A 25,409-nucleotide genomic window follows, 5' to 3' on the forward strand; every position below is an offset into this window, starting at 1 on the left:
GAACGCGATCAACACCGAAACCCGGTCAGCGATGGCCGGGTTTTTGTTTATGCTGGTTTGGGAATAGCCATAGGTGGCGTCGAAAGCGGGAGCAACGGCATGCCAGTATTCGAGCTTCCGAAGATCATCACGCATAACCACCATCCCGATGGCGTCCTTCTCGCCAATGTCTGCGATCTGCCCTTGGCCGACGCCGAAAAGGTGATGTCACGCCAAAGAGCCGCGACCGGCCGGCCGCTCAAGGCGAACTACCTCCAGCGAAGATTCGAGACCGAAGCCTGGCTGATCGACGCGCGCAAACATCTCCTCGGACCAACGCCGAGGCATAGGCCGATCTACTTCTTTCTGGGTGATTTCACAGACAATTCTGATCCCGAGCGGCCCTGCTCGCTGGTCATGCCGCTCGACGCCTTTCCGCCGGACGTCCTGACCTTCACCTTTCCCGATAGCATGGCGAGCTTCGCGTTCGGAACGCTGGACAAACATGCCCATGAGCGCAGGCCGTATCACGGCCGTGTCTTCACGCTCCGGGAGATCGTCGATGTGGTGCGGGAATTCGGGTTCCCCGATCGGAACGTGGATACGGATCGCTTCATCGAAGTTCAGGTATGGGACGACAAGCCGGTTCTCGACTTCATCGAACGGGATTTTCCCTCAGCCGCGCCCACCGGCAATCCGGCCTAAAACCACGCCCGCAGCCGCCTCACCGGGAGGCACGGGCACCTGCAGCCGCTGCCAGGTCAGATCGAAACCTTCCAACATCGCCCGCCGCTGCGCAGTATCGGTAGACAGCCGCTCTGCCCAACGGCAGAGGCTGCCCGGCCGTACCACGTCATTGACATATTCCGGAACGATCGCGTAGTCGGCGATCAGGTTCGGCAGCGCGCCGGTCCATGTCTTGATACGGCCGGCGAGAAGCTTGATCAGCCAATCGGTTTTGTAGGCGGAAACGACCGGCACGGTTGCCAGCGCCAGTTCGAGAATCACCGTGCCGGAGGCCGCAAGCGCTGCATCCGCCTCAGCGAAGGCGGCCCATTTGCCGTCCGCGTCGATGGTGATTTCCGGCGTGATCGGCAGGGATGCCGCAAGTTCACGGACCAGTTTTTCGCGGCGGGGCACGGTCGGCAGCAGGAAACGGGTTTCGCCGTTGCGCTCCACGAACTCCCGGGCTGCTTCGCCGAAGACCGGCAACAGCGACTTGATCTCCGCAGCGCGCGAACCCGGCAGGAGCAGGATCGTCTTTTTGTCGCCGGCCGTTTTGACCGGCCGCTCGGCGCGGATGCCGCGTACCTTCAAAAGCGCGCGATCGTCGGTCAGTCGATGACCGACAAAGGTCGTTTCCGGCCCTCCCAGCCGTTTCATGACCTCCGGCTCAAATGGCAGGACGGCAAGGACGTGATCAACATAAGGGAGCATCGCCTTGGCGCGATATTCCTTCCAGGCCCAGACACTGGGGCAGACGTAGTTGACGATCGGCAGATCCGGCAGCGCGGCGCGCACCTTCTTCGCCACCCGATGGGTGAAATCCGGGCTGTCGATGATGATCAGCACATCGGGCTTGGCGGCAATGATAGCGGCCGCGGTCTGGTTGATGCGGCGGATCAGGTTCGGCAGGCGCGCCAGAACCTGGGTCAGACCCATGATCGACAATTCCGAGAAATCGAACAGCGAAACCAAGCCCTGGCTTTCCAGCGCATCGCCGCCGACGCCGACCAGCGTCACCGGGCCGTCATGAGCCGCCTTGAGCGCGGCAACCAGATCGCCGCCCAGGAGATCGCCGGAGACTTCACCCGCGATGACACCGATGGTCAGAGACTTGCCCATGAACTCTCCTCCTGCCGCAGGCCGTCTTTCAAGCCCGGATCAATGCCATAGACGAAGATGCCGGCCGCATTCGCTGCAGCAACGACCTTCTCTTCTTCCAGTACAAGCGCGCGACCTGCCTCGACAGCAATCCCCGCGAGCCCGGCTCTGACGGCATTCTCGACCGTGGAAGGACCGATTGTCGGCAGATCCGCGCGCATATCCTGCTGCGGTTTGCATAACTTGACGATCACACCCTTGCGGCGCTGCGAAATGCGGCCTTCGGCGCGCAGGGCGGCGACACGTTCCAGCATGCTGTCCGTGCCTTCGACGCCTTCCAGAGCCACGACCCGTCCACCGACGCTGACGGCGCCCTGGCCAATATCGAGTTCGCCGAGCCGGCGCGCGGCTTCGGAGGCTTTGGCGATGTCGCGCAGGTCGTCATCGGAAGCGGCGTGCGCGCCGAGCGACCCGGCCTTTGCGAGCAGCCCCGGTGCGATCTCATGCGCGCCGATGACGCGGCAGCCTTGCGCTTCCATGACGCCGATCGCCACTTGCAGCAACGCATCGTCGCCGCCCGCGACCAGTGCCCGAACGATCTTCGGGACGGTACGCAACGTCTTCCATGTGGGACGAATGTCGCGCCAATCCGGCCGGCGTTTGACGCCACCGGATAACACAACCCGGTCTATGCCGTAGGTCTTCAGGATATTGCTGAACGCCGCCATGTCGGCGATGCCCATAGGAACTGCGTCGAAACTCTCGAAACGCTCTTCCGCCTCGTTGCGGAGCAATATGACCAGCGGATTTTCACCGGCCGCCCGCGCCGCCTCGGCCAGATGTCGGGGGAGGAAACCTCTTCCCGCGATGATCGCCAGCCGGCCCTTCAGCGCGTCACGGTGACCGGGCGAAGAGCCGGACATGCAGATCAACCCTTGCCGCGGAAAGGCGACGAAAGCGCGCGATCGCTGTCGGCAGCGATGAAATCGAGGATTTCCATCGCTTCCTTGCAATCGGCATATTCGTCGCGAACGGCGGCGGCGTTGTTGCGGACATTGCCTTCGCCTTCGAAGATCGCCTTGAAGGCGCGGCGAACGATGTGGATGGTCGAGCGCTCGATACCGGCGCGGGTCATGCCGACGACATTGAGGCCGCCGAGGACGCCCGGATTGCCGTTCAGCATGCCATACGGGATCACGTCGTAGTTGACGGCCGTCAGACCGCCGATAAATGCCTGCCGGCCGATGCGGGTGAACTGGTGCACCGCGCAGCCGCCGCCCAAAATGGCGCGATCGGCGACATGCACATGGCCGGCCAGCATGACATTGTTCGACATGATGATATCGCTGCCGAGCTGGCAATCGTGTGCGACATGCGAATTGGCCAGGAAGAGGCAGTTGTCGCCGACCACCGTCTTGCCGCCGCCGCCGACCGTGCCGCAATTCATCGTCACGCCTTCGCGCATCGTGCAATTGTCGCCAACCGTCAGAGACGAGCCAGCGCCAGCCTCGTGAAGGCTCTGCGAGGCACCGCCAATAACCGCCATTGGGAAGATCCGGCTATTGCGGCCGATCTCGGTATTGCCGGTTACGACGGCATGGGACACGAGTTCAACGCCGTCCTTCAGCACGACATGCGGGCCGACATGCGAGAACGGGCCAACGACCACGTTCTCACCGATTACGGCGCCATCTTCCACCACGGCCATCGGGTGGATGCGTGCTGTGGCAGCGATCCTGCTCATTCCTCGCCCTTACGCATCATCGCGCCGATATCGGCTTCGGCGACAAGAACGCCATCCACCTTGGCGTCGCAATGGAATTTCCAGATATTGCCGCGCTGCTTCTGCTTGACCACGTGATATTCAACGCGATCTCCCGGCACGACCGGCTTGCGGAAACGGGCGTTGTCGATCGTCATGAAATAGACGAGATAACCGCCTTCGCCTTCCTTGCGGGCACAGATCGCACCAGCCGTCTGGGCCATCCCCTCGACCAGCAGAACACCCGGCATGATCGGCCGTTCCGGAAAATGGCCGGCAAAATGTGGTTCGCTGGCAGTCACGTTCTTGATGCCGATCGCCGACTGGTCGCCATTGATCTCGATGATCTTGTCGACCAGAAGAAACGGATAACGATGAGGCAGCAGCTTCATGATTTCCTGAATGTCGGCCGCGCCGAGCTCCGGCTTGGTCTCATCAGTCATTGTTCTTCTCTCCTTTACGCTTTGCCCGCTCATCCGATTGTGCCATTTTTTCTGCCATCTCGCGGAGGAAATCCTTGATCGGCCGAGCCGGAATGCCTCCATAGACAGCACCGGCGGGCACCGAACCGACAACGCCACTGAAGGCTGCGAGTTGCACCCCGTCGCCGATCGAAATATGCCCGTTGATCGCAGCCGCGCCGCCGATCAGCACCCCATCACCGATCCTGGTCGAGCCGGCAATACCCACACCCGCAGCGATGCCGCAATGGCGGCCGATGCGGACATTGTGCGCGACTTGCACCTGGTTGTCGATCTTGGTGCCTTCGCCGATGACCGTATCATCCATCGCACCACGATCGATCGTGGTATTGGCACCGATCTCGACATTATCCTGGATGATCACCCGGCCGATCTGGACGAGTTTCAGCATGCCTTTTGGACCCGGCGCATTGCCGAAACCATCCTGGCCGATCCGCGCGCCATTATGGATAATGACATTGTTGCCGATCAGGGCCGCAATCACGCTGGCGCCCGAGGCCACGGTGCAGTCGCGGCCAATCTTGACGTCCGCACCGATCACGCTGCCAGCGCCAATCCGGGTGCCGGCGCCGATCTCGACGCGTGCCCCGACAACCGCCATGGGTTCGACCTCCACGCCGGGCTCAAGCTTCGCGGTTGGATCGACATAGGCTGCAGGAGAAATACCGGGTGGTGCCGAGGTAACCGGCGTCGGACGCATTGCCTTGGGATGCAGAATGGCGCCCGCGACCGCAAACGCCGTCATCGGCGCCTTGCAAAGCAGAACGGGGATATGATCCGGAACGATCGAACGGATCGACGCATCGCAAAGAATTGCGGAAGCGCGACAGGTTTCCAGCTCATCCCGGCTCTTGCGGGACATGATATAGCAGATCTGTCCTTCGACGGCGCGACCGACCGGAGCGATCGAACGGATCGACCGGTCGCCGGCGCTTTCATCAAGTAGTTCGGCCCCAAGACGGATGGCCAGCTCACGCAGGCTCACACCGTGATGGGGCGGAAAAAATTCGTTGGCGTCCATCAGGCCACAACTCCGGCATAAATTTCAGCCCGCCGAAGCGGGCTGAAACGATCAGAACTGGTTCGCCATGCTGAACCGGAATTCCTGAACCTCGTCGAAGTCTTCCTTGAGGATAGGCTTGGCGTAGTCGACGCGAAGGTTGCCGAACGGCGAGGCCCACATAATGCCCGCGCCGACAGACGCGCGCCACGACATGCCGGTGCCCTGAGCGGTCGAAGTGCCCATATTCACGTCGTTGCCGTAAAGCGTGCCGGCATCGGCAAAGGCTGCCAGACGAAGACCGAAGTCTTCCGGGAAAGCCGGCATCGGCATCGATACTTCAGCCGAAGCAGTGAAGTAGGTCGTACCGCCGAGACCATCACCTTCCTGCGCCGAACCAGACTTGACGGCGCGCGGGCCGATACCGTTGTTCTTGAAGCCGCGAATCTGACGGCCACCGATAATGAACTGATCGTAGACGTGCAGATCATCGCCCGTCGAAACGACATGGCCTGCACCAACAGCCAGCGAACCGATCAGATCGGCTTCGGTCGAGAGCGTGTGGAAGTAACGGGCACGACCGGAAATCTTGTAGAAATCGGAATCGCCACCGAGGCCCGCGTATTCGTGCGTAACTGTCGCATAGATACCGTCACGCGGCAGCGTCTGGCTGTCGAGCGTGTTGTAGGTCAGCGTCTGCGATACCGACGAAGATACGAAGTCTTCCTGGTTGATCATGTCAATGTAAGGATAGGACAGCCGGTCGTCTGCCGTAAACGGAAGACTATCGGCACCGAATGCCCCATCGTTCTTGTACTTGATCTGCTTGTAGGTGTAGCGGAACGTGGTCGCCAGATTGTCGGTGATCGGCGCGGTGACGCGCAGCGTGACACCCTGTTCCTCATACTTGTAATAGTCGTTCGAAGAGGTCTGGCTCTTGAAGAGGTCGAAACCGGCTGCGAGACGATAGCCGAGGAAATAAGGCTCGGTGAACGAGATGTTGTAGGTGCGCGAATCGTCCAGACCACCACCGACGGCAACACGGATGTACTGGCCGCGGCCGAGGAAGTTCTTTTCTTCGATCGACGCTTCGAGCATCAGACCGTTGCCGTTATCGCCCGGCGAGTAACCGGCACCGATACCAAACGAACCGGTCGACTGGTCTTCGACGTCAACAACAACGACGACACGGTCCGGTGACGAACCCTGCGCTGTCGAGATATTGACGGTCGTGAAATAACCGAGAGCCTCAAGGCGACGCTTGGCGCGCGAGATCATTTCCTGGTTGAAGGCGTCGCCTTCGCTGAAATCGAATTCGCGGCGAATGACGTAGTCGCGCGTGCGGGTGTTGCCGCGCACTTCGATGCGCTCGACATAAGCGCGTTCGCCCTGATCGACCACGTAGGAAACGCCGATCGTATTGTTGCCCATGTTACGGTCGCCGCGCGGCGTTACGCGAGCAAAAGGATAACCGGCAGCAGCAACGCGCTTGGAGATCGCCTCCATGCTCTTCTGGATTTCACGCGAATCGTAGGTATTGCCCTGGCGAGTCTGAACCAGACCCTGAAGATCGGCGCCACTGACACCCTGGATCGTCGAATCGACGTTAACGGCGCCGTATTCGTAGCGCTGGCCTTCTTCGACAGTGAACGTGATATTGTACTGGTTGCTTGCCTCGTCCAGAACCGCATTCGAAGAGATGACGCGGAAATCCGGATAGCCGTGATTGTAGTAGAACTGGCGCAGCGCTTCTTCGTCGGCGCGCAGCTTGGCGTCGCTGTAGATGTCCTTGCGGGTCAGGAAGGACAGCGGGCCGGATTCCTTGGTGAGGATGACAGCCTTGAGGCGACCTTCGCCATAGGCCTTGTTACCCGTGAAGGTGATATCGGCGATCTTGGTGCGGTCGCCTTCATTGATAACGAAAGCGAGGTTCACGCGACCCTGGCCGACCGGCGCAGTCTGCGTCGTGACCTGCACGTCGCTACGGCCAATCGCAGAATAGGCCTGGCGGATACGCTCGATATCGGAATTGATCGTATTCTGGCTGTAAGGGCTGAGCGGCTGCGTCTGAACGGCCTGCTCGAGCTTGTCGTCGGTAATCTTGCGGTTGCCGTTGAAAACGACCTGGTTGACCAGCTGGTTTTCATTGACCGTTACGACGAGCGTGCTGCCGGAAACGGCAATCTTGACGTCCGAGAAATAGCCCGTGGCATAAAGCTTACGGACGGACTCGTCGATGTCGCCATTGGAAAAATTGACACCTGGACGAATCGTCAGGTTGGAACGAACGGCTGCATCGCCGGTCCGCTGAGCGCCGCGGACCTGCACGCTGCGGATAACCGCAGCTTCGGCAGAAAGGGCGGAAGCAAGTACCAGTACACCTGCGCCTGAAGTCACAACACTAGCAGACAGCGCAAACGCCGACACTGCGTTCAAAAACTTTGAACCAGCCTTCATTTCAATTCTTACCTTTTCCCGTTGTCCCTCGGCGGGTAGCCCCCGACTCCGGCCACGTGTGTCGTTTTACCTTCTTTTGCCCTACAAGCAAGCGATCGCGTTAATTTCTGTTTACTTCCTTTGAAGGCGTGGCCCAATCGCCACGCACTCTTCGAATTATGGTGAATAAACAGTTTATTCCGGCACTTGAGCCCCGTTACCCGATCAGATTGCTTATGTCATTGAAGGTCGCGAAAACCATCAAGCTTAACACCATGGCCAGACCGATCCGGAAAGCGATTTCCTGCGCCCCTGCCCCCAGTGGTTTGCCGCGAACGGCCTCGATTGCATAAAACACAAGATGGCCGCCGTCCAGCACCGGAACCGGCATTAAATTAAGAAGTCCAATAGAAACAGATAGAACGGCTGCAAGCTGTACCACCGCGGCAAAACCGAGCGATGCCATCTGGCCAGACGCCTGCGCGACGCGCACCGGTCCACCCAGCTGATCGGCCTTCATGCGGCCCGTCACGAGGTTGCCGATATAGCGGAACGTGCCGGTGATGATATGGCCGGTCTCGATGACGCCCTGCCCGACGGCCTGGACCGGCGAGAAGGTTTCGACCCGGAAATTGCCGCGCTGTTCGTTGGTGACGATGCCGATCAGGCCGAGTTCGACCTTGTTGCCGAACTGGTCGGTGATCTCGGTACGCTTCGGAACCATGGGCAGATCGAGATCCTTGCCGTCGCGCTCGACGGTCACGATGATCTGCGTTTCGGGCCGGATGCTGACGTAACGGCGAACATCGTCGAAGGTGTAGATCTTCGAGCCGTCGAGGGCGACCAGCCGGTCGCCCGGCTGCACGCCGGCTGCCTGGGCAGCGCTGTTCGGCTGCACCTCGGCAACGACCGGATCAGCCACGACCTTACCGTAGACGCTGAAAAGCACGGCAAAGATAGCGATGGCGAGGATGAAGTTGGCGATCGGCCCGGCCGCGACGGTGGCTGCCCGCTTCCAGAGCTTGGCACCGGCCAGTGTCTGCGCCTTCTCATCTTCGCTCATGCCTTGCAGGCCGCTCGCATCCGGCATGCTGGCCACGTCGTCGTCGCCGTAGAACTTTACATAGCCGCCGAGCGGGATCGCGGAGAGTTTCCAGCGCGTGCCGTGGCTATCCGTCACCCCCACTAGTTCGGGACCGAAGCCGACCGAAAAGGCGGTGACGCGAATACCGCTCCAGCGACCGACGAGGTAATGTCCCATCTCGTGCACGAAGACGAGCAGCGACAGGACAAGGATGAAGGGGATGATGTAGCCCGTTAAGAAGCTGATTATGGCCATCAAGGTTTCCGTTTCAAAATTCGCTCGGTCGCAAGGGCCTCAGAATCCGAACAGGAAGCGTGCAACCGAAATCTCAGCATGGCCTGTGGAGGCCGTATAGGCAAGCGTCAGCAAAAACGCCGCGAAACAGGCAAAAACGAGGCCGTCGACACGGTCCATCACGCCGCCATGTCCCGGAATGAGACGGCTTGAATCCTTCACGCCGAACCGGCGCTTGATGAAGGATTCGAAAAGATCGCCGATCTGGCTTGCAACCGACAGCACAAAAGCGATTGCCACGGTCCAGATCGACAACCGCGAAAACACGCCCAATGTCAGCAGCGAACTCGCTATCACGCCGGAGACCGTACCGCCGATCGCGCCCGACCATGTCTTGCCGGGAGAGATTCTCGGCGCAAGTTTTGGCCCTTTCAGGGCGCGGCCGACGAAATAGGCAAGGATGTCCGTCGCCCACACCACCGCGAAGATGAAAAGCGTGGCGACGAAACCGGCCTGATCCTCACCGCGGATCGCGGCAAGCGAGGTGGCGCTGAGGCCGGCATAAAAGATCCCGCCGGGCAGCCACCAGTTGGCCCAGCCCAACAGAGCGAACAAGATCGCGGTGATCGTAGCTCCACCCAGCAGGGGAATGGCATAGGTACCGTCACCGAAAGCGATATCGGCGGCGATCAGAACAACGGTCAGCCAGCCGAAGGCATTGGAGCGGAAATTCCGCTCCGCGAGACGGGTAATCGTTGACCATTCGTAATAGATCAAAACGCCCATCAGGGCGGCAACGACCTCGAACCAGAAACCGCCATACCAGGTTGCGGCCAGCACGACGATGGCGAGCACGATGGCTGAGAGGATGCGCCGTTTGAGCTCCGGGCTCATCAGCCGCCCACCGCAGCGGTCTTGTTCGACAGGCCACCAAACCGGCGATCACGCGAGGCAAAGATCTTCAGCGCTTCGAAGAAGAGATTACGGTCGAAATCCGGCCAGTAATCCGGCAGGAAAACGAGCTCGGAATAGGCTGCCTGCCAGAGCAGGAAGTTCGACAGCCGCTCTTCGCCGCTGGTGCGGATGATGAGGTCGGGATCGGGAATGCCGGCCGTGTCCAGGCTGCGGCTGATGCTGTCCACGTCGATATCCGACGCCTTCAGCGCCCCCGATTCGATATCGCGGGCAAGCTTGGCAAAAGCGCGGGCGATCTCGTTGCGGGCGCCGTAATTGAAGGCGATGACCAGCGTCAGGCCGGTATTGTGTCTTGTCGTATCCTCTGCTTCGAGCAGAAGCGGCAGGATATCGCCGCGCAGGTTTTCGCGCTCGCCGATCACCCGGATGCGGATGTTCTCGCGGTGAAGTTCAGCCAGGTCGCGGCGGATGAAGCGGCGCAGAAGACCAAGGAGATCGTGGACTTCCGCTTCCGGACGCGTCCAGTTCTCCGAGGAAAAAGCAAACAGCGTCAGATACCTGACGCCGGCATCACCTGCAGCCTTCACAGTCTCGCGAACCGCTTCGACACCCTTTGTATGGCCGATCGTACGGGGGAGCCCGCGCTTGTTAGCCCAGCGTCCGTTGCCATCCATAATGATCGCAACGTGTTGAGGGATGATCGCAAGTTCGGGGTTCGCCATATTTTATGCAGTTCCTTTGGCGGCCAAATCAAACGCAAGCAAATGCGTCGTATTAGACCTGCATGATTTCCTTTTCTTTGTCCGCAAGCAAGCGGTCGACTTCGGAAATCGTATCATCCGTCATCTTCTGCACTTTGTCCGATTGCGAGCGGCTCTCGTCCTGACCGATTACGCCGTCTTTTTCGGCTTTTTTCAGGCCGTCCATGGCGTCACGACGCACGTGGCGGGCGGCAACCTTGGCTTTTTCGGCATAATCATGCGCAACCTTGACCAGCGACTTGCGGCGCTCCTCGTTGAGCTCAGGCAGCGGGATGCGCAGGTTCTGGCCGTCCATGATCGGATTGAGGCCGAGATTCGATTCGCGAATGCCCGTATCGACGGCACGCACCATCGCCTTGTCCCAGACGGAAACCGACAGCATGCGCGGCTCGGGAACGGTGATGTTGGCAACCTGGTTCAGTGGTACGCGCGAACCATAGGCTTCGACCATGACCGGGTCGAGGACGTTTGCAGAAGCGCGGCCGGTGCGCAGCGATGCAATGTCGCTCTTGAAGGCGGAGACAGCGCCTTCCATGCGGCGCTTGATGTCGTTGAGATCTGGTGCTTTGCTGCTCATCGGAAAACTCCCGTATTGTTGTTCTTGCGATCGTGCTCGCGTTTCACTGCCATCGTAATCGCGTTTCGCTGCGATCCAGGTCGCGTCTCAATTGTCCGTTACGATGGTCTTGCGACCGCCGCCGGTCAAGATTTGCGCGAAACCGCCCTTCTCGTGGATCGAGAAAACGATGATCGGAATGGTGTTTTCGCGGGCGAGCGCAACGGCGGCCACGTCCATGACGGCAAGGCCTTTTTCCAGCACTTCGCTATGGGTGAGCGTGTCGAAACGGGTGGCGTTCGGTTCCTTCTTCGGGTCGGCGGAGTAGATGCCGTCCACCTGGGTGCCCTTGAAGATCGCCTCGGCGCCGATTTCGGCAGCGCGCAGTGCTGCAGCCGAATCGGTGGTGAAGAACGGATTGCCGGTGCCGCCAGCGAAGATCACCACCCTGCCCTGCGCCAGATGATGCAGCGCCTGGCGCTGCGAGAAGCTTTCGCAGATTTCCGGCATGGAGATGGCCGAGAGGACGACCGTATCGATGCTGAGCTTGCGCAACGAGGTCGCCAGCGCCAGTGCGTTGATGACGGTGCCGAGCATGCCCATATGGTCGCCGGTGACGCGGTCGCCGCCCTTGGAGGCCACTGCGACGCCGCGGAAAATGTTGCCGCCGCCGACGACCACGCCAACGTCAACGCCCATGGAGCGCGCTTCGGCAATGTCGGAGGCGATCCGGTCAGCGACGGTGACGTCGATGCCGAAACCCTGGCTGCCCATCAGAGCTTCACCGGAGGCCTTGAGCAGAACGCGCTTGTAGAGAGGCTGAGGCGACATGGGAGCTCCTTGAATTCAATACGGCTTACGGACGCCAAACGGCTTGCGGATACACGAAGGGCACCGGCTTGTCACCCGGTGCCCTTCGGCTTTTTAATCGCTTTAGATGGCGACGCTCACCTTTTCCGTGGATTGGTGAACGGTCCATGCCCATCTCGTGCTGATGCCCCGAGGCCGAACATCCGGCCCCGGCGAGCGCATCGAGACGATATCAGCCCTTGGCGACGGCTGCGACTTCAGCCGCAAAATCCGAAGCTTCCTTTTCGACGCCGTCGCCGAGCAGGAGGCGGGCCATGCCGGTGACTTCGATATGAGCGCCGGCGAGCTTTTCAGCATCCTTGACGGCCTGACCAACGGTCACGTCCGGGTTGATGACGAAAGCCTGCGACAGAAGAGCGACTTCTTCGAAGAACTTGCGCATGCGGCCTTCGACCATCTTTTCGATGATGGCTTCCGGCTTGCCGGATTCGCGCGACTGCTCGATGAAGACATTGCGTTCGCGTTCAGCGACAGCAGCATCGACTTCTTCCGAGCGGATGGCGAGCGGGTTCGTGGCGGCAATGTGCATGGCGATCTGACGGCCGAGCGAGGTCAGGACTTCCTTGTCGCCGACCGACTTCAGGGCAACGAGAACGCCGAGCTTGCCGATGCCGTCGCCGGCAGCGTTATGCACGTAGGTCGCGACAACGCCGTGCTCGACTTCGAGCTTGGCCGAACGACGCAGCGTCATGTTTTCGCCGATCGTGGCGATCGCGTCCTTGATGGTGTCGGCAACCGGCTTGCCGGAGGCCGGATAGGTCGCAGCAGCGATCGCATCGACGGTGCCGTCGGTGGAAAGAGCAACGTTTGCAATGCCGCGAACGAGGTCCTGGAAGGCATCGTTACGGGCAACGAAGTCGGTTTCGGAGTTGAGCTCGACGACGACAGCCTTGTGGCCGGCGCTGGCAATACCAACCAGACCTTCGGCAGCGGTACGGCCCGACTTCTTGTCGGCCTTGGAAATGCCCTTGGCGCGCAGCCAGTCGATAGCCGCTTCGATGTCGCCGTTGTTTTCGGCAAGCGCCTTCTTGCAGTCCATCATGCCTGCGCCAGACTTTTCGCGCAGTTCCTTCACCAGTGCAGCGGTGATCTCAGCCATTGTCGTGCCTCTTGTCGGTTAGTTGCCTACCGCCGGAAACGTCGGCAGACTCAAGGTTTTGGGAACGAATGTACCCGGAAATATGACATCGTGATGAAGATCACCACGTTGGCGACCACCTCGACAACGGCCGAAAGGCCAAGGAAGCGTATCGCCTTAAACGACGAGGCCAGGGATGGGTATCTCTGGCCTCGATCGAATTTCCAGCAAAGAGGAGCGGATACCGCTCCCGGTTGCTTCTTAGGCTTGGGCTTCTGCTTCAGCTTCGCCTTCGAGCGCCGGCTCGACCGGAGCTTCAGCCATGCCGCCGAGATCGCGACCCGAAGCGCCCTGCTGGCGAGCGATGCCGTCGATGGCGGCGCGAGCGATCAGGTCGGTGTAGAGAGCGATGGCGCGCGAAGCGTCGTCGTTACCCGGGATCGGGTAGTCGATGAGGTCCGGATCGCAGTTCGAGTCGATGATGGCGACGACCGGGATGCCCAGGCGCTTCGCTTCGTCGATAGCGATCTTTTCCTTGTTGGTGTCGATGATGAACATCAGGTCCGGAGTGCCGCCCATGTCGCGGATACCGCCGAGAGCCTTGTCCAGCTTCTCGCGTTCGCGCTCGAGGTTCAGGCGCTCCTTCTTGGAGTAACCGGACTGTTCCGAGTTCAGGATCTCGTCGAGCTTGCGCAGACGGGCGATCGAGTTCGAAATGGTCTTCCAGTTGGTCATCATGCCGCCGAGCCAGCGGGAGTTGACATAGTACTGGGCAGAACGCTTGGCCGAGTCAGCGATCAACTCGGAAGCCTGACGCTTGGTGCCGACGAAGAGAACGCGGCCGCCACGGGCGACGGTGTCGGACACGACCTGCAGGGCGCGCGACAGCATCGGAACGGTCTGAGCCAGGTCGATGATGTGGATGTTGTTACGATCGCCGAAGATGTACGGCTTCATCTTCGGGTTCCAGCGGTGAGTCTGGTGGCCGAAGTGAACGCCTGCTTCGAGAAGCTGGCGCATAGAGAAATCGGGCAATGCCATGCCTTGTTATCCTTTTCCGGTTGAACCTCCGCAAGGCGAACAGCATCTTCTTCGAAGATGCCACCGGGCGGAAAAGCCGGATTTCTCCCGGACGATCCCATGCCTTACGTGTGGAATGCCGGTGCCCATACAGGCGATCTGGCACAATTGCAAGCGCAGTCTGAAAAATCCGACATGCTTCTCCAGAGGCGCGCACCGTTGCTCAGCGCGCCAAAGCATCACGCGGGAAACCGGAGGCGAGGCTATCGATGAATTTTCGCACCGCGAGCGGAAGGCCCTTCCTCGTGGTGAAGACGAGATGGACGACGCCCGTCACGCCCCGCCAGGCCGGTAGAACTCGCACGAGCGTGCCCGCCGCGATCGCGTCGCGGCAGGAGTGATCCGGCAGAAGCGCAACACCGAGGCCTGCGATCGCCGCCGTCCGCACGATCCCGAAGTCGGCGCAGCCCATTCGTGGAAGATGACGAAGGGTATGCCGCCGGCCGTCATCGGTTTCGAGATGCCAGTCGATCTCGTTCGCATCGTCGCTTGTCGCCAGAATCGGCAGATCGGACAATTGTCCGATATCGGCAATCCGGCTTGCCAGCTGCGGGCTTGCGACCAGGATGCGGACGGAATGCCCGAGCGAACGCATCGTCAGGGACGCATCGCTGTCCAGTGACGAACGAACGCGCAGCGCCACGTCGATCCGCTCCTCGATGAGATCCACCGCACGATCCAGCGCCACGATCTGCAGGCGGACTTTCGGATACATCTCCAGGAATTTGGTCACGAGGCCGGAAATCGGTTCCACCATGCCCGTCGGACAGCTGATGCGGATGACGCCATGCGGCTCCGACTGCGCTTCGGCCACCAATGTCTCGGCTCGCTCCGCTTCGGTGATCATCGCCTTGCACCGTTCGTAGAAAGACTGGCCGATATCGGTCACCCGGAAGCGGCGGCTCGATCGCTCGATCAGCCGGACGCCGAGCCGGGCTTCGAGGCCCGCGATCCGCCGGCTCAGTTTCGATTTCGGCTCCCTCAAGACACGGCCGGCGGCCGCAAAGCCGCCATGCGTGACCACTTCGGCGAAATAGACCATGTCGTTGAGATCGGCACGCATCATCGTTCTCCATTTGGAACGCTGGTTATCATTTTTGCTGACTATTCGCATCATCGTTCTGAAAATATCTTTCTTCGCATCGGCAACGAAGCCGAAGCAAAGGAAAATTTCGATGACAAAGATGTTTGAAAACAAGGTCGTGGTGGTCACCGGCGGCACCAGCGGCATCGGCCTCGCCACCGCCAAGGCTTTTTCGGCAGAAGGTGCATCGGTCTTCATCACCGGCCGCCGCAAGGACGCTCTCGATGCCGCCGTGAAGAAGATCGGCGGGCAGATCACCGGTGTACAGGGCGACATGAGCCGGCTTGCCGATATCGACCGTCTCTATGACGCGGTTCAGCAGAAGCATGGCCATATCGACGTGGTGTTCGCCAATGCCGGGGGCGGCGAATTCGCGGCGCTCGGCGCAATCACCGAGGAACACTACCAGCGCACCTTCGACACGAATGTAAAGGGCGTGCTGTTCACCGTGCAAAAGGCTCTGCCCCTGCTGCGGGACGGCGGCTCGATCGTGCTGACATCCTCCATCACCAGCGTTTCCGGCACGCCGGCGCTCAGCGTCTACTCGGCGACCAAAGCCGCCGTGCGCAATTTCGCCAGGAACTGGATCCTCGACCTGAAGGACCGCCGTATCCGCGTCAATGCCGTCAGCCCCGGCGTGACCGAGACGGCCGGCCTCAACGAACTTTTCGGCGGTGGCGATCAGGCGGAAGGCACGAAGGACTATCTCGCCGGCCTGATCCCGGCAGGACGGATCGGCCAGCCGGAGGAGATCGCCAAGGCGGTCCTGTTCCTGGCATCCGACGCAGCAAGCTTCATCAACGGCGTCGAACTGTTCGTCGACGGCGGCCAGGTTCAGATCTGATTTCACCCAACTTCCGGAGAACGACCATGTCCCAGAACATCACCACCCTGCTGACCCGCAACCTGCATGACGTCTTCGGCGAAGGCGACGATGCCCGCCGCCGGGCGACGATCGACGAGATTTTTGCCGAGGATGCGGTCTTCTATGAACCGCACGGCGTCTATCGCGGGCGTGACGAGATCGACCGCATCGCAGCGACCATCCGGGCCAGCCATCCCGAATTCCGCTACACTGCCACGCGCCCGGCAGAAGCGCTGCAAGATCATGTCGGACGCATCCAGTGGGTGTCCGGCAAGCCAGGCGAACCGCCCGTCTATGCGGGAACCGATATCGCCGTCGTCCGCGACGGAAAGATCGCCGAGATCTATCTCTTCTTCGATATCGTCGATCCGACACACTGATTTCGGCAATGTGCGGGCGGGGAGCAGTTCGCCTCCCCGCTGCAACTGTCGTGGCTATTTCGCCAGAAGATCGAGCAGCGGCAACATGGTGCCGGCATCCGGCATCGGCAGGACCGCGTCGATATCGGCGGGCAGCATGCCGGCGATCGCACTATCGAGGTTGCCGGTCGGGGTGCCGAGCGGGCCGCGAAAACCATGCTTCTCCCAGGCGAGCTGCTGCAGCGCCGACGTCGTCAGGGCGTCCATCAGGCGGTGCGACTGTTCGTCGATGACGATCAGCGGATGGGCGGAATAGACGGTCGGGCGCGGGTAGAGCATGACCGGCTTGGCGCCCGAACCCGACATGATGCGGTCCCAGCGGGCGCGATCGGCCAGTATCCATTCCACAAGCTGGTTCTCGTAACCGACGATCATCGGCTCGCCGCCTATGCCGCCGGCGAGATATTGCTCGAACAGCTTTCCGGACGACGGCGACTTGAAGCCCATATTGCGGAAAATCGCCTGCGCCTTCGGTCCGAACTGCGCCAGCGCTTCCGACGTGGCGAGATTGCCGCTCAGGAGGCTCAATACGAGCCCGGCGAACATGAAGCCGGAGTTCGAGCGGTTCGGGTCGGTTGAGACGATGCGCGAGCGGCCGTAGAGCATGTTGACGCCGAGCTTCGACCAATCGGTGCCGGCGACGATCGCTTCGAGCAGAGCCTTGAGGTCGAGCTGGTAGTGCCCTGCCCCGGTCCTGGTCACCAGACCCACCTGCATCAGCCCATCCGCCACCGGCTGCCAGGAATAGATGACGATCGGCGTGTTGAGCACGACGCGGTCATCGCGGATCCGCACACCGTTCTGGCGGGCGATATCGACCATGATTGACGAGGACGGCCACAGGAATTGTGGTTTCTGGGACAGAAGCGCCTGTTCGCGGACCATTTCGACCGAACCTGCGACCCGGCTCTGGATCGTCAGGCCGCGGCTGCCGAGAGCGCGGACGACATCCGGATCGGCGAGGAAAGCTTCCTTTTCACCGCCGATGAAGCCGAACAGGTTCAGGCGGTTGCCGAGCAGGCCCTGTAGTTCCGGCCGGTCCTTGACCGCCAGATAACCACCGGTGCCCACAGCACCGGTCGCCAGCAATCCCACTCCAAAGGCACGTCTGGAAATCGCCATCAGCGTTGAAGATCCTCTTTGAGCGATGCCTGGATGAGGCGCAGATCGGTATTGAGACTGTCGAGCTGGTCGTCGACCAGGCTGTCGGCATAATGCACGAAGGCGTCTTCGAGCTTTACCAGCACGCCGCCGACATCCGCCAGCTGCTTGCTGTCGGGAGCGCGCTTGGCCTCAACCATGGCGTAACCTTCGGCGACTTCCGCCGCGCGTGGCAGGTAGTAGCTCAGGAAACGGCGCACCGCCCCTGCACTTTCAGGATTGGCCTCGACCTTGGCAAACACGTCGGCGGTGATTTCGGCAAGGTGGCGGACGCGCTTGGCGGTCGCCTTGTCGGTTATGCGTTCGGAAGCGGATTCCAGGCGTTCGGCGGCGGGCACGGCGCTCGCCATCAGTTCGCGTACGAATTCCAGCCGGCCGCGGCCGATCGTCTTTTCATCCAGCCCTTCGAACATGCGGCGCGGCGCCAGCATGAAGACCAAGCCGGCAAACACGAAGACGCCGATGCCGGCAGCTATCAGGATCGGCATCATCATCACGAAAGTCAGGACGGGAATGACCACCGCGGCGGCAAGGCCCGCCACGATCCAGTTCCAGTCATTGCCGAACAGTTTGCGCATTCAGTTACAACCGCGCCTCAATTGTAGCCACGGACGGTGCGGAACGCCGCCGCCAGATCCGAACCGCCGTTAAAGACGCGCGCCGAGGTTGCTTCTGCCAGCCCGTCGAGCTGCGTCTTGTCGGCGTCACCGAACGTGATGCCGAAGATCGGCACGCGCAGTCTGGACGCGTTGAGGCGGTTGAGGAAGAGCGCGCTCCTGTCGTCCGAGCGGCCGTCCGTCATGATGACGATGGCCGGCAGGTAGTTTCCGACATTCGGCGTGCGGGCGATCCGCTGCATGGCGAGGTCGGCGCAGGCATACATATCGGTTCCGCCGTTCGGCTGTTCGCCCAGCACGCTGTTCAGCAGGCCTTCCTGCTCCAGCGGATCGCCGCTCGCTTCGCGTGGCTGGCGGGTCGAGCCGTCGAAAGGAATGACGAGAATGCGGTCGGCGGGCGACCATTGCACGAGAACGCGGCTTGATTCCTCCGGCGTCAGCAGGAAACGCATGGCCTGTTTCAGCTGGTCGACCCCGGCGCCAGACATGGAGCCGGAAAAATCGAGGCAAAGCGCCGTCAGCGAGGGTTTGCGGAGTGCCGCCTGATAGAGCGTCAGCGCTTCGCGGATCACCTGCGGCTCCGGCATGCGGATCGCGGTGACAAGCTTTTTCGGATCGAAATTCCAGAGCGGCTCGGTCGGTGCGGCGACATCCGTCAGCGGAATGCGGCGGCCGGTGGCGGCGATGCGCTTCTGGATATCCGGCGTCTTCAGAAACGCCAGCAGGTCGTTGAAGAAGGTCTGCACCTCGGCGCCGCGGCCGTGATCGACGAAGCCGAGCGGCGAATCGGCGATCGCCACGCCGTCGGCCGGATAGATGGCGTAAAGCGGCTCTTGGCTCATGCCGGAAAGCTTGTCGTTGGTTTCCTTCAGCACTGCCTCGTAGTTCCACATGGCATCGAAGAGCGTGCCACGCTTGGCGGAATCGACGAAGAGATCGGCCAGCCAGCCGGACGAGCCGGACGAGCGTTCGACGCCCGAAAGCAGCGCCTTCACCGTATTCTGGACATTGGCGTCCTTGAGATCGCCTGGCTCGATGACCGGCTTGTTGCCGAGCGCGCTCGACAGCATGGCGAGATAAGCGGACGCGCCGGAATTCGACTGCGTCGCCGAGGTCATCAGGAATTTCAGCTTGCCGGCCTGCACCGCCGCCAGAATATCCTTCATGAAGACCGGCTTGCCGACCCAGCCGAGCGCCTCGGCCTTCGATTTGCGCACGCCGAGAATGACCGGGGTCTGGGCGATCGAGGTGAGATTTTTTACCCGCCTTTTGGTGTCGAACATGTCGACCCAGACGCTGGACGCCGGCCAGACGGCATCCTGCTCGACGCCATTGTCGCTCTGCAGCGCCAGGCCGATATCCAGCGTGCCCTCGTATTTGAAGGTGCAGGTGGCATTCTTCGACTTGCAGAATTCCTCGACGATCGGCTGGATGACCGTGTTTTCGGAACCAGAAACGAACGAAAAATCCGGCCCCTTGCCGAAATTGCAGCCGGCAAGGGAGAGGAGCGCAGCAAGGCCGAGCGCGAAGGTGGCGATCCGTTTCATCGGCGCATCAGGCCTCTGTCATCGCCTTCTTGAGATCGACTGTCAGCTGCTCCATGCGCTTTTCCGCATCGGCGCGCTTCTGACGGCCTTCCTCCTGGACGCGCAGGACGCCGCCGATCGTATCGATCAGGTCGCGATTGGCCTGTTCCAGCGTCTCGATATCGACGATGCCGCGCTGCGCCTGCTCCTCGATGGCGATCGCCTGGTCCTTCATCATCGCAGACGCCTGGCGGATCATGTCGTTGGTGGCGTCGGTGACGGTCTTCTGCAGTTCCAGCGCCGATTTCTGACGGTTGAGACCGAGCAGGATGACCATTTTCTGTTTCCAGGCCGGCACGGTCAGCGCCGAGGTCGCCTGCAGGTTTTCGATCAGCGTCTCGTCACCCGCCTGGACGATGCGGATCTGCGGCAGCTGCTGGATGCCGAGCTGGCGGGCCTGCTGTAGATAGAAAATCCGCTTTTCGAGGCGATCGAGTGCCTGCAGCTTGTCCTGATAGTTCTGCGCCTCGATCAGGCCGCCGCCGGCACTTTCCCTGGCCGCATCGGCGGCGGCCTTCAGCTTGGGCAGTTCGTTGGCGCGAAAATTCTCGGCAAATGCCTTGCCGGCCTGCACATAACCGTCGAGCTTGACGATCGAATCCTTGGTCTCTTCATGCAGGTCGTCGAGCAGCGCGATGTCGCGGCGAAGCGTATCCTTGTGACGGTCGAGTTCCAGCCCGATACGATCGATCTGGCCGGCGACGTCTTCGAATTCTTCCTTGAAACGGGTCAGCCGCGCCTCGGCCGACTGGAACATGCGGCTCAGGAAGCCGCCTTCCTTGATCGACGCCGGATCGAGGTTCTTCGATTTCAGGATGATGTCGTTCAGCAGCTTGCCGACCTCGCCCATGTCCCGATTGCGGACTTCGCGAAGGATGCGGTCGGCATAATTGCTCACCGATTGCTGGGCCCGATCACCGAAAACGGCGACGCCGGAACGGTCGCCGAGGTCGATATTATCGGAAATACGGGCAATCTCCGCCGGATCGGCAGAGACGACGGGCAGATTGGTGGTGGAAATGGTCGCAAGTTCGGTGTCCGCCATGGTGTCATCCCCTAGAGCGCTCTGTTTCACCGACGAGCCGGCAAAGCCCGTTGCGTCGACGCTGGATATAGGGAGCCGGATCGGCGAAGACCAGACTACAGGCACTTCTTCGACGGCTCGGGAAATATCCCGACGCCGCCACACACTAGAGACTAAGACATGACAGTTTTACGACAGAACGAAAGTCTTTTGAATTCGCTGCGACTTCTTCGGGAATCAATGGATTGCGTCGTCTACGGCAGCTAAGAGACATACAGTTGGCTTGAAGCGCGACGGGGATTCCAACAATGGAGATCATTTCCATGCGGCCGAAGATCTTTTTTGCTCTGTTTGTTGGCCTGTCCTGCCAGCCCGCTCTTGCTGCGGATTTCTCCTGCCCGGAGATCAAGGGCAATCCGCTCGCTTCGGTCGAAGTCTACGACGGCCCGTTCAGCGACAATGCCATTCTGGCCCCGGATACATTCAAGGAAACCAAAACGAACAGCAGCTCGACTTGGGGTGTCGCCTATGTCTACGAAGCAGGCCGGCAACTCAACGTCATCTGCCGTTATAGGGATCAGAAGAAAACGGAGGAAATTCGCAGTATCTCGAAACTGAAGGGCTGCGAACTGAAGACAAGCACTAAAACCGGATCGAGCTTCGCTTGCAAATAACCGGCGCCTTCAGGGCCGGTGCTATTTCCCCGCCGGGCACGCGTCTTGCTGCGCCTTCAGGAGCTCCAGCTTCACAAGCGCGCCGGACAGAACGAAGTCGCCATAGTCCATGGTGAGGTCGCGGGTGATGCCATTGTCGTAAAGCTTGAACGACATGTTGTAGACCGGAGTCGGATCACCGGCTGCCGATTCATTGAAATAGGCAATCGTTACCGGCCAGTATGGCACTTTCGAGAACTCGCCGGCCTTGTCGGCATCGACATCGCCTGCTTCCGGCGCTTGCTGCTTGCCGATCACGGTCGTCGTCAGCAGCGCCTGATCGCCATTTTCCGAACCGTCGAAAACGCGCGCCTCGAAGAAATGCTTGCCTTCGCGGGCATTCTTGATGACGTCGAGCATATGCGTCGTCGGGAAAGCGCTGGCCGGCAGGTCGAGTTCACGGCCGTCCGGCTGCTTGATCTCCACCTTGACGCCGTCACCGGCAATCTTGGCGTCGCCGCTCACCTGGCGGTCGAGCTGTTCGTCCGTGAAAGACTTGGTCTCGAAATGGAACTGGTTGGCCGACAGGTCCTCGAAAGTCGTGGTCTGCTGGTCGCTGAGGCGCGAATCCTCGCCGGTATCGATCTTGGTGACGAGACGGAAATTGGTGGTGAAGCCGGTGCAGGCCGAGCCGGTGAACTCGTAGACCATGCGGCCGACCATGCCCTCGATGCCGGAACGGTCGGAGGCGTCCTTGAGCTTCAGGTCGTAGATGGCACGATGGGCGACCAGCGCCCGTGCGGCACCGTCGATACTGGTCGCGCCGGCTGCCGAGAAAGCGGTCAGGCTCATACCGCCGGCAAGCACCAAACCGAAGCTCATCCGCAACATTCATATTCTCCTGTTGGACTCAGTCGCGGTGTTATAAGAACGCCATCTGACCAAGCTAAGGCCTTGATGCCGGATTTTTGAATATTTTACAACAAAACGGGAGACCAAAATGTCGAACGCCATCGAAAGCCGCCTCACCGAACTCGGCATCACCCTGCCGGTCGCAGCCGCACCGGCTGCCAATTACGTATCCTACGTGATCACCGGCAACCTGCTGTTCATCTCCGGCCAGCTGCCGACCGAGAACGGCAAAGTGGCGGTGACTGGCCTCGTCGGCGCCGATGTCGACGTTGCAGCCGCAACCCGTGCCGCGGAACTCTGCGCCATCAACATCCTCTCGCAGGCAAAGGCAGCGCTTGGCGGCGACCTGACCCGCATCACCCGCGTCGTCAAGCTTTCCAGCTTCGTCGCTTCGGCACCGGGCTTTACCGAACAGCATATCGTCACCAACGGCGCTTCGAACCTGATCGCCAACGTGCTCGGCGAAGCCGGCAAACATGCCCGTGCCGCGGTCGGCATGGCCGCCCTGCCGCTCAACGCCTCCGTCGAAATCGAAGCCATCATCGAGATCAAAGCATGACGTCCCCAAATAATACTGGTGCAGCCTGGATCAAGGAACTTCCGGTCGCGCATCGCGGCTATCACGACCTGAACCATCAGGTCTGGGAAAACACGCTTTCGGCGTTTTCCCGCGCGGTGGACGCCGGTTTCGCGATCGAATGCGACGTGCAGTTGGCGGCCGACAGCGTGCCGGTGGTTTTCCATGACCATGACCTCGAGCGGCTCTGCGGCATCAAGGGCGATATCCGCGAGAAGACCTCGGCCGAACTGCGCATGCTTGCCGTCGGCGGTACCAACGACAAGGTGCCGACGCTGAAGCAGATGCTCGACCTCGTTGCCGGCAGGGTGCCGCTGGTCATCGAGATCAAGGGCCGCGAAGGTGAAGGCGAGGACGACGGGTTCGTCGAGGCCGTTCTCGAAGTGCTGGAAGGTTATCAGGGCAAGGTGGCGCTGATGAGCTTCGACCATCACATCCTGCGCGACCTGAAGCGCGCCGGGGCGCCCTACCCCAATGGCCTCACCGCCATGGGCGACAAGCCGGAAGAATTCTTCAAGCATGACGAAGCCATGCAGCTCGGTCTCGATTTCATCTCCTATCACTGGCCGCACCTGCCCAACAGCTTCATCACAGCTCAGCGAGCGGCCGGAATTCCGGTCATTACCTGGACCGTGAGGGATGCAAAGGGCGTCGAACATACCTATAGTCATGCGGAACAGATGACGTTCGAAGGTTTTGACCCGCGGGAAAAACCCGCCGCATAGTCTTAAAGAGTAATGTCCGGCAACCTGACCATCCGCATCGAAAAATCGTTTCGCGCGATCAGCCCCGAAAGCTGGTCGCGCCTTTCAGGCGCCTCGAAAGCATCGTCTGCCGAGGTGCCGTACAACCCTTTCATCTCGCACGCCTTCCTGTCGGTGATGGAAGAATCGGGATCGGCAACCGCCAAGACCGGCTGGCTCGGCCATCATCTCCTGCTGGAAAATGACGAAGGCGCGTTGATCGGCGCCGTTCCCGGTTATCTCAAGAACCACAGCCAAGGCGAATATGTCTTCGACCATGGCTGGGCGGATGCGTTCGAACGGGCCGGCGGGCGGTATTATCCGAAGCTGCAATGTTCCGTGCCGTTCACGCCGGCAACCGGGCCGCGGCTGCTCGTCTCTTCCGGCTATGATAAGGACGCGATCGAGCTGACGCTGGCATCCGGTCTCCAGGACGTGACACGCCAGCTCGGCGTCTCTTCCGCGCATGTGACCTTCGTCGCTGATGACCAGATCGCCGCCTTCGAGGAGGCGGAATATCTGCACCGCACCGACAAGCAGTTCCATTTCCTGAACGCGAGTTATGCGAACCACGACGCATTCCTAGAAACGCTAGCGTCGCGTAAGCGCAAGGCGCTGAAAAAGGAGCGCCGCGCCGCAGTCGAAAACGGCATCACCGTCGACTGGCTGACCGGCAAGGACCTGACCGAGGCTATCTGGGACCAGTTCTACGAATTCTACATGGACACCGGCGGCCGCAAATGGGGCCAGCCCTATCTCACCCGCAAGTTCTATTCGCTGATCGGCGAACGCATGGCCGACGACGTGCTGCTGGTGATGGCGAAGCGCGAGGGCAAATACATTGCCGGCGCCATCAACTTCATCGGCGGGGATACGCTTTACGGCCGCCATTGGGGCTGCGTCGAGGATCACCCCTTCCTGCATTTCGAGGTCTGTTACCATCAGGCGATCGATTTCGCGCTCGCCAAGGGGCTGAAACGGGTCGAGGCCGGCGCGCAGGGCGAACACAAGCTGGCGCGCGGCTATCTGCCTGTCACCACCCATTCCATGCACTATATCGCCCATCCCGGCCTGCGCCGCGCCGTCGCCGATTATCTGGAGCGGGAGCGGGACGAGGTGGAATACATGAACGAATATCTTTCCGAGCACAGCCCATTCCGCAAGGGCGAGCGGCAGCAGGAACAGGATTAGGGCTTGAGGCCCGGCATATAAAAAACAGGAGAGGACATCCCATGAGCGGTCAGGCTTACGACTCAAACAATATCTTCGGCAAAATCCTGCGCGGCGAAATCCCCTGCCACCGGGTCTACGAAGATGCCGATACGCTCGCCTTCATGGATGTCATGCCGCAGTCGCCGGGTCACCTGCTGGTGATCCCGAAGACGCCGTCGCGCAACGTGCTGGATGCGGATCCGGCCGTGCTTTCAAAGCTGATGCCCATCGTGCAGAAGCTCGCCAAAGCCGCCAAGGATGCATTCGAGGCCGACGGCATCACCATCACGCAGTTCAACGAACCGGCCGCCGGCCAGACCGTTTTCCATCTGCATTTCCACATCGTGCCGCGCTACGAAGGCGCCGCATTGAAACCGCATAGCGGCCAGATGGAAGACAATGGCGTGCTTGCCGCCAATGCGGAAAAGATCATCGGCGAACTGGGGGCCTGACCCTATTCCAAATCCGGTCCACTACAGGCCGGCAAAACCGGGC

General features: G+C 60.8%; 27 protein-coding genes. 8 read left to right on the plus strand and 19 right to left on the minus strand.

The window, feature by feature from the left end:
* The first annotated feature begins 99 nt into the window (after positions 1-99).
* On the plus strand, positions 100-684 hold the full coding sequence (locus tag KX729_RS01205) for a hypothetical protein (RefSeq protein WP_219740620.1): 585 nt from the start codon (positions 100-102) through the stop codon (positions 682-684).
* Here KX729_RS01205 and lpxB read toward each other — a convergent pair.
* The 14 genes from lpxB to KX729_RS01275 all read right to left on the minus strand — a co-directional run bounded on the left by lpxB (position 655) and on the right by KX729_RS01275 (position 15,127).
* On the minus strand, positions 655-1,824 hold the full coding sequence (gene lpxB, locus KX729_RS01210; RefSeq protein ID WP_219740621.1) for a lipid-A-disaccharide synthase: 1,170 nt from the start codon (positions 1,822-1,824) through the stop codon (positions 655-657). The genes KX729_RS01205 and lpxB overlap by 30 nt on opposite strands.
* Entirely contained in the window at positions 1,809-2,726 is a 918-nt protein-coding gene (locus tag KX729_RS01215; RefSeq protein WP_219740622.1) for an LpxI family protein, read from the minus strand. The genes lpxB and KX729_RS01215 overlap by 16 nt, the downstream gene beginning before the upstream one ends.
* Positions 2,727-2,731: 5 nt before the next feature.
* Positions 2,732-3,547, minus strand: a complete 816-nt coding sequence (gene lpxA, locus KX729_RS01220; RefSeq protein ID WP_219740623.1) for an acyl-ACP--UDP-N-acetylglucosamine O-acyltransferase — start codon at positions 3,545-3,547, stop codon at positions 2,732-2,734.
* On the minus strand, positions 3,544-4,008 hold the full coding sequence (fabZ, locus tag KX729_RS01225) for a 3-hydroxyacyl-ACP dehydratase FabZ (RefSeq protein ID WP_219740624.1): 465 nt from the start codon (positions 4,006-4,008) through the stop codon (positions 3,544-3,546). Before fabZ ends, lpxA begins: the two co-directional genes overlap by 4 nt.
* Complete coding sequence (lpxD, locus tag KX729_RS01230; RefSeq protein WP_219740625.1) at positions 4,001-5,068, minus strand: UDP-3-O-(3-hydroxymyristoyl)glucosamine N-acyltransferase; 1,068 nt, start codon at positions 5,066-5,068, stop codon at positions 4,001-4,003. Before lpxD ends, fabZ begins: the two co-directional genes overlap by 8 nt.
* Positions 5,069-5,119: 51 nt before the next feature.
* Positions 5,120-7,504, minus strand: a complete 2,385-nt coding sequence (gene bamA, locus KX729_RS01235) for an outer membrane protein assembly factor BamA (protein WP_219740626.1) — start codon at positions 7,502-7,504, stop codon at positions 5,120-5,122.
* Positions 7,505-7,700: 196 nt separating this feature from the next.
* The gene (gene rseP, locus KX729_RS01240; RefSeq protein WP_219740627.1) at positions 7,701-8,822 is read right to left on the minus strand and encodes an RIP metalloprotease RseP; all 1,122 of its coding nucleotides are present in this window, start codon (positions 8,820-8,822) and stop codon (positions 7,701-7,703) included.
* 39 nt (positions 8,823-8,861) lie between these two features.
* Complete coding sequence (locus KX729_RS01245) at positions 8,862-9,695, minus strand: phosphatidate cytidylyltransferase (protein ID WP_219740628.1); 834 nt, start codon at positions 9,693-9,695, stop codon at positions 8,862-8,864.
* Positions 9,695-10,438, minus strand: coding sequence for an isoprenyl transferase (locus tag KX729_RS01250; protein WP_219740629.1), 744 nt, complete (start codon positions 10,436-10,438; stop codon positions 9,695-9,697). The genes KX729_RS01245 and KX729_RS01250 overlap by 1 nt, the downstream gene beginning before the upstream one ends.
* Positions 10,439-10,490: 52 nt before the next feature.
* Positions 10,491-11,054, minus strand: a complete 564-nt coding sequence (gene frr, locus KX729_RS01255) for a ribosome recycling factor (RefSeq protein ID WP_219740630.1) — start codon at positions 11,052-11,054, stop codon at positions 10,491-10,493.
* An 87-nt stretch (positions 11,055-11,141) separates the two neighbouring features.
* Positions 11,142-11,864, minus strand: a complete 723-nt coding sequence (pyrH, locus tag KX729_RS01260; RefSeq protein WP_219740631.1) for a UMP kinase — start codon at positions 11,862-11,864, stop codon at positions 11,142-11,144.
* Between the two features lie 211 nt (positions 11,865-12,075).
* On the minus strand, positions 12,076-13,002 hold the full coding sequence (tsf, locus tag KX729_RS01265; protein WP_219740632.1) for a translation elongation factor Ts: 927 nt from the start codon (positions 13,000-13,002) through the stop codon (positions 12,076-12,078).
* Between the two features lie 240 nt (positions 13,003-13,242).
* The gene (gene rpsB, locus KX729_RS01270) at positions 13,243-14,022 is read right to left on the minus strand and encodes a 30S ribosomal protein S2 (protein ID WP_219740633.1); all 780 of its coding nucleotides are present in this window, start codon (positions 14,020-14,022) and stop codon (positions 13,243-13,245) included.
* A gap of 202 nt (positions 14,023-14,224) precedes the next feature.
* Positions 14,225-15,127: a LysR family transcriptional regulator gene (locus KX729_RS01275; protein ID WP_219740634.1), complete on the minus strand. Its 903-nt coding sequence runs from the start codon at positions 15,125-15,127 to the stop codon at positions 14,225-14,227.
* Between the two features lie 109 nt (positions 15,128-15,236).
* On the opposite strand from KX729_RS01275, the gene KX729_RS01280 reads away from it, so the two are divergent.
* Complete coding sequence (locus KX729_RS01280; protein WP_219740635.1) at positions 15,237-15,989, plus strand: SDR family NAD(P)-dependent oxidoreductase; 753 nt, start codon at positions 15,237-15,239, stop codon at positions 15,987-15,989.
* A gap of 26 nt (positions 15,990-16,015) precedes the next feature.
* Positions 16,016-16,390 carry a nuclear transport factor 2 family protein gene (locus KX729_RS01285; RefSeq protein ID WP_219740636.1) on the plus strand — a complete coding sequence of 125 codons (375 nt, stop codon included), beginning with the start codon at positions 16,016-16,018 and terminating at the stop codon, positions 16,388-16,390.
* Between the two features lie 54 nt (positions 16,391-16,444).
* Here KX729_RS01285 and KX729_RS01290 read toward each other — a convergent pair whose 3' ends face one another.
* From KX729_RS01290 to KX729_RS01305, 4 genes are read right to left on the minus strand one after another with little or no spacing between them, the layout of a single operon-like run.
* Positions 16,445-17,551, minus strand: a complete 1,107-nt coding sequence (locus tag KX729_RS01290; RefSeq protein ID WP_219740637.1) for a substrate-binding domain-containing protein — start codon at positions 17,549-17,551, stop codon at positions 16,445-16,447.
* Entirely contained in the window at positions 17,551-18,168 is a 618-nt protein-coding gene (locus KX729_RS01295; protein ID WP_219740638.1) for a 5-bromo-4-chloroindolyl phosphate hydrolysis family protein, read from the minus strand. Before KX729_RS01295 ends, KX729_RS01290 begins: the two co-directional genes overlap by 1 nt.
* Positions 18,169-18,185: 17 nt before the next feature.
* Positions 18,186-19,754: a substrate-binding domain-containing protein gene (locus tag KX729_RS01300; RefSeq protein ID WP_219740639.1), complete on the minus strand. Its 1,569-nt coding sequence runs from the start codon at positions 19,752-19,754 to the stop codon at positions 18,186-18,188.
* A 7-nt stretch (positions 19,755-19,761) separates the two neighbouring features.
* Complete coding sequence (locus KX729_RS01305; protein WP_219740640.1) at positions 19,762-20,838, minus strand: toxic anion resistance protein; 1,077 nt, start codon at positions 20,836-20,838, stop codon at positions 19,762-19,764.
* 287 nt (positions 20,839-21,125) lie between these two features.
* On the opposite strand from KX729_RS01305, the gene KX729_RS01310 reads away from it, so the two are divergent.
* Positions 21,126-21,491, plus strand: a complete 366-nt coding sequence (locus tag KX729_RS01310) for an STY0301 family protein (protein ID WP_219740641.1) — start codon at positions 21,126-21,128, stop codon at positions 21,489-21,491.
* Between the two features lie 21 nt (positions 21,492-21,512).
* Here KX729_RS01310 and KX729_RS01315 read toward each other — a convergent pair whose 3' ends face one another.
* Entirely contained in the window at positions 21,513-22,361 is an 849-nt protein-coding gene (locus KX729_RS01315; RefSeq protein ID WP_219740642.1) for a cell envelope integrity EipB family protein, read from the minus strand.
* 109 nt (positions 22,362-22,470) lie between these two features.
* Here KX729_RS01315 and KX729_RS01320 point away from each other — a divergent pair, with 109 nt between their 5' ends.
* From KX729_RS01320 to KX729_RS01335, 4 genes are read left to right on the plus strand one after another with little or no spacing between them, the layout of a single operon-like run.
* Positions 22,471-22,941 carry a RidA family protein gene (locus KX729_RS01320; RefSeq protein ID WP_219740643.1) on the plus strand — a complete coding sequence of 157 codons (471 nt, stop codon included), beginning with the start codon at positions 22,471-22,473 and terminating at the stop codon, positions 22,939-22,941.
* Positions 22,938-23,684, plus strand: coding sequence for a glycerophosphodiester phosphodiesterase (locus KX729_RS01325; protein ID WP_219740644.1), 747 nt, complete (start codon positions 22,938-22,940; stop codon positions 23,682-23,684). Before KX729_RS01320 ends, KX729_RS01325 begins: the two co-directional genes overlap by 4 nt.
* 12 nt (positions 23,685-23,696) lie before the next feature.
* Positions 23,697-24,893 carry a GNAT family N-acetyltransferase gene (locus KX729_RS01330; RefSeq protein WP_219740645.1) on the plus strand — a complete coding sequence of 399 codons (1,197 nt, stop codon included), beginning with the start codon at positions 23,697-23,699 and terminating at the stop codon, positions 24,891-24,893.
* Between the two features lie 41 nt (positions 24,894-24,934).
* Positions 24,935-25,366: an HIT family protein gene (locus tag KX729_RS01335; protein ID WP_219740646.1), complete on the plus strand. Its 432-nt coding sequence runs from the start codon at positions 24,935-24,937 to the stop codon at positions 25,364-25,366.
* The last annotated feature ends 43 nt before the right edge of the window (positions 25,367-25,409 follow it).

Source organism: Neorhizobium populisoli (genome assembly GCF_019430945.1).
Taxonomy (GTDB): domain Bacteria; phylum Pseudomonadota; class Alphaproteobacteria; order Rhizobiales; family Rhizobiaceae; genus Neorhizobium; species Neorhizobium populisoli.

Bases quoted from the DNA above. Each gene is read 5' to 3' on its own strand.
- KX729_RS01310 (WP_219740641.1), top strand. From the start codon at position 21,126: ATGGAGATCATTTCCATGCGGCCGAAGATCTTTTTTGCTCTGTTTGTT.
- pyrH (WP_219740631.1), bottom strand. From the start codon at position 11,864: ATGTCGCCTCAGCCTCTCTACAAGCGCGTTCTGCTCAAGGCCTCCGGT.
- KX729_RS01330 (WP_219740645.1), top strand. From the start codon at position 23,697: ATGTCCGGCAACCTGACCATCCGCATCGAAAAATCGTTTCGCGCGATC.
- frr (WP_219740630.1), bottom strand. From the start codon at position 11,054: ATGAGCAGCAAAGCACCAGATCTCAACGACATCAAGCGCCGCATGGAA.
- KX729_RS01290 (WP_219740637.1), bottom strand. From the start codon at position 17,551: ATGGCGATTTCCAGACGTGCCTTTGGAGTGGGATTGCTGGCGACCGGT.
- KX729_RS01315 (WP_219740642.1), bottom strand. From the start codon at position 22,361: ATGTTGCGGATGAGCTTCGGTTTGGTGCTTGCCGGCGGTATGAGCCTG.
- KX729_RS01305 (WP_219740640.1), bottom strand. From the start codon at position 20,838: ATGGCGGACACCGAACTTGCGACCATTTCCACCACCAATCTGCCCGTC.
- lpxD (WP_219740625.1), bottom strand. From the start codon at position 5,068: ATGGACGCCAACGAATTTTTTCCGCCCCATCACGGTGTGAGCCTGCGT.
- tsf (WP_219740632.1), bottom strand. From the start codon at position 13,002: ATGGCTGAGATCACCGCTGCACTGGTGAAGGAACTGCGCGAAAAGTCT.
- KX729_RS01295 (WP_219740638.1), bottom strand. From the start codon at position 18,168: ATGCGCAAACTGTTCGGCAATGACTGGAACTGGATCGTGGCGGGCCTT.
- KX729_RS01215 (WP_219740622.1), bottom strand. From the start codon at position 2,726: ATGTCCGGCTCTTCGCCCGGTCACCGTGACGCGCTGAAGGGCCGGCTG.
- KX729_RS01275 (WP_219740634.1), bottom strand. From the start codon at position 15,127: ATGATGCGTGCCGATCTCAACGACATGGTCTATTTCGCCGAAGTGGTC.
- KX729_RS01250 (WP_219740629.1), bottom strand. From the start codon at position 10,438: ATGGCGAACCCCGAACTTGCGATCATCCCTCAACACGTTGCGATCATT.
- lpxB (WP_219740621.1), bottom strand. From the start codon at position 1,824: ATGGGCAAGTCTCTGACCATCGGTGTCATCGCGGGTGAAGTCTCCGGC.
- KX729_RS01280 (WP_219740635.1), top strand. From the start codon at position 15,237: ATGACAAAGATGTTTGAAAACAAGGTCGTGGTGGTCACCGGCGGCACC.
- KX729_RS01205 (WP_219740620.1), top strand. From the start codon at position 100: ATGCCAGTATTCGAGCTTCCGAAGATCATCACGCATAACCACCATCCC.
- rpsB (WP_219740633.1), bottom strand. From the start codon at position 14,022: ATGGCATTGCCCGATTTCTCTATGCGCCAGCTTCTCGAAGCAGGCGTT.
- KX729_RS01285 (WP_219740636.1), top strand. From the start codon at position 16,016: ATGTCCCAGAACATCACCACCCTGCTGACCCGCAACCTGCATGACGTC.
- KX729_RS01320 (WP_219740643.1), top strand. From the start codon at position 22,471: ATGTCGAACGCCATCGAAAGCCGCCTCACCGAACTCGGCATCACCCTG.
- KX729_RS01325 (WP_219740644.1), top strand. From the start codon at position 22,938: ATGACGTCCCCAAATAATACTGGTGCAGCCTGGATCAAGGAACTTCCG.
- bamA (WP_219740626.1), bottom strand. From the start codon at position 7,504: ATGAAGGCTGGTTCAAAGTTTTTGAACGCAGTGTCGGCGTTTGCGCTG.
- rseP (WP_219740627.1), bottom strand. From the start codon at position 8,822: ATGGCCATAATCAGCTTCTTAACGGGCTACATCATCCCCTTCATCCTT.
- KX729_RS01245 (WP_219740628.1), bottom strand. From the start codon at position 9,695: ATGAGCCCGGAGCTCAAACGGCGCATCCTCTCAGCCATCGTGCTCGCC.
- fabZ (WP_219740624.1), bottom strand. From the start codon at position 4,008: ATGACTGATGAGACCAAGCCGGAGCTCGGCGCGGCCGACATTCAGGAA.
- lpxA (WP_219740623.1), bottom strand. From the start codon at position 3,547: ATGAGCAGGATCGCTGCCACAGCACGCATCCACCCGATGGCCGTGGTG.
- KX729_RS01335 (WP_219740646.1), top strand. From the start codon at position 24,935: ATGAGCGGTCAGGCTTACGACTCAAACAATATCTTCGGCAAAATCCTG.
- KX729_RS01300 (WP_219740639.1), bottom strand. From the start codon at position 19,754: ATGAAACGGATCGCCACCTTCGCGCTCGGCCTTGCTGCGCTCCTCTCC.